Below are 1,714 nucleotides of genomic sequence, written 5' to 3' on the forward strand. Positions count from 1 at the left end.
CCGGGATCTGCGGCCGGCGGCCCGTCAGTCGCGCTCGCCGGCTCCCGATGTGGTCTCGAGCGGGGCGTCCACCCCGCCGTCGGTGAGCATCGGGACGTCGAAGACGAACTCGGGGATCGCGAACGCGTCCACCAGGGTCCGCGCCTTGCCCGCGAGCTTGGTGCACAGGCGGTTGCGGGCGGCGGTCGCGGCCTTGGTGCGCTCGGTCGTCAGACGGTTGTGCTCGAGGAACCAGCCCTTGTCGCGGTCCACGATGTCCAGGACGTACAGATCGCACAGCGTCCCCAAGACCTCCTTGGCCTCCGGGTCCTCGCAGGCGTCCACGGCCTCGGCGAAGCGGGCGAACACCCAGCTGTCCATGTGGGCGCGTCCGGCCTGCAGCATGTGATCCTGCGCCGAGTTGAACACCTTGAACGCCGCCGAACCGTCCTCCCCCTGGGCCTTGCGCAGGCGGCGTGCGACGGTCTCCAACAGATGCTCCTCCCGGTCGACCAGCAGCTCCAGCTGGTTGGCGCGGTCGAGCAGGTCGGTGTTCTCCCGGTCCGTCACCGTGTCGATGAGCTTCTGCCACAGCGTCGACGCACGCGCCTTCTCCTGCACCACGTCCACCGCGGTGGTGAGCGCGAAGGCCACGGTCTCGCGCTGGTCCATGTCCCCGAACTCCGCGGCGTAGGCGCCGAGCAGCTCCTTGGCCACCAACTGCGTGAGCACCACGTTGTCGCCCTCGAACGTGGAGAAGACGTCGCAGTCCTTGCGCATCTCGGTGAGCAGGTTCTCGGACATGTACCCGGCACCGCCGCACGCGAGGCGGGCCTCGATGATGGTGTCGTTGGCGAACCCCGTCACCGTGGCCTTGATGCCCGCGGCGTGGGACTCCATCTCGCGCCGACGTTCGGCGTCGAACGCATCCGGGTTCTTCTCGAAGTCGTGCAGGTCGGCGACGATCGCGTTCTGGGCGCACGCGTAGGCGTACGCGCGGGCGATCCGCGGCATCAAGCGCCGCTGGTGCTCGCGGTACTCCAGCAGCGGGATCCCCTTGCCCGTCTCGGGGTGGTCGAACTGGCGGCGGATCAGCGAGTACCGCACCGCCAGGGCCAGCGCGGTCCGGGCGGTGGCACCGGCGGCCGCACCCACCGACACGCGGCCGCGGATCAGCGTTCCGAGCATCGTGAAGAAGCGGGCACCGACCGAATCGATGGGCGACGAGTACCGACCCTCGGCGTCCACGGCGCCGAACCGGTCGAGGAGCGCCTCGCGGGGCACCCGGACGTGGTCGAACATGATCTTGCCGTTGTCCACGCCCAGCAGGCCGCCCTTGTGGCCGTGGTCGGTGGTGGTGACGCCCGGCAGGTCGTTCCCGTCCTCGTCCCGGATCGGCACCAGCAGGCAGTGGACCCCGTGGTGAACCTCCTCGCCCTCCTCGTCATGCGTGATGAGCTGGGCGAAGACGGCGGCCATGGAACCGTCACGGGCGGCGTTCCCGATGTACCACTTCTCCGAGCTCGGAGTGGGGGAGTGGACGACGAACTCGCCCGTCTCGCGGTCGAAGGTCGCGGTGGTCTCGAGGTTCTGCACGTCCGAACCGCCACCGAGCTCGGTCATGGCGAAGCACCCCATCAGGTCCAGCGACATGACGTCCGGCAGGTACGTGGAGCGGGTCTCGGCGTTCCCGAGGTTCGCGATGGCCCCGCCGAACAGGCCCCACTGCACGCCG

The 1,714-nt window shown here is 69.5% G+C and carries 1 protein-coding gene; it reads right to left on the reverse strand.

The window, feature by feature from the left end:
- Positions 1 to 24: 24 nt before the first annotated feature.
- On the reverse strand, positions 25 to 1,714 hold a 1,690-nt coding region (locus tag G6026_RS09005; RefSeq protein ID WP_182612962.1), incomplete at its 5' end, for an acyl-CoA dehydrogenase.

The sequence above is a fragment of the Dietzia sp. DQ11-38-2 genome (genome assembly GCF_014145055.1).
In the GTDB taxonomy this organism is placed as follows: Bacteria; Actinomycetota; Actinomycetes; order Mycobacteriales; family Mycobacteriaceae; genus Dietzia.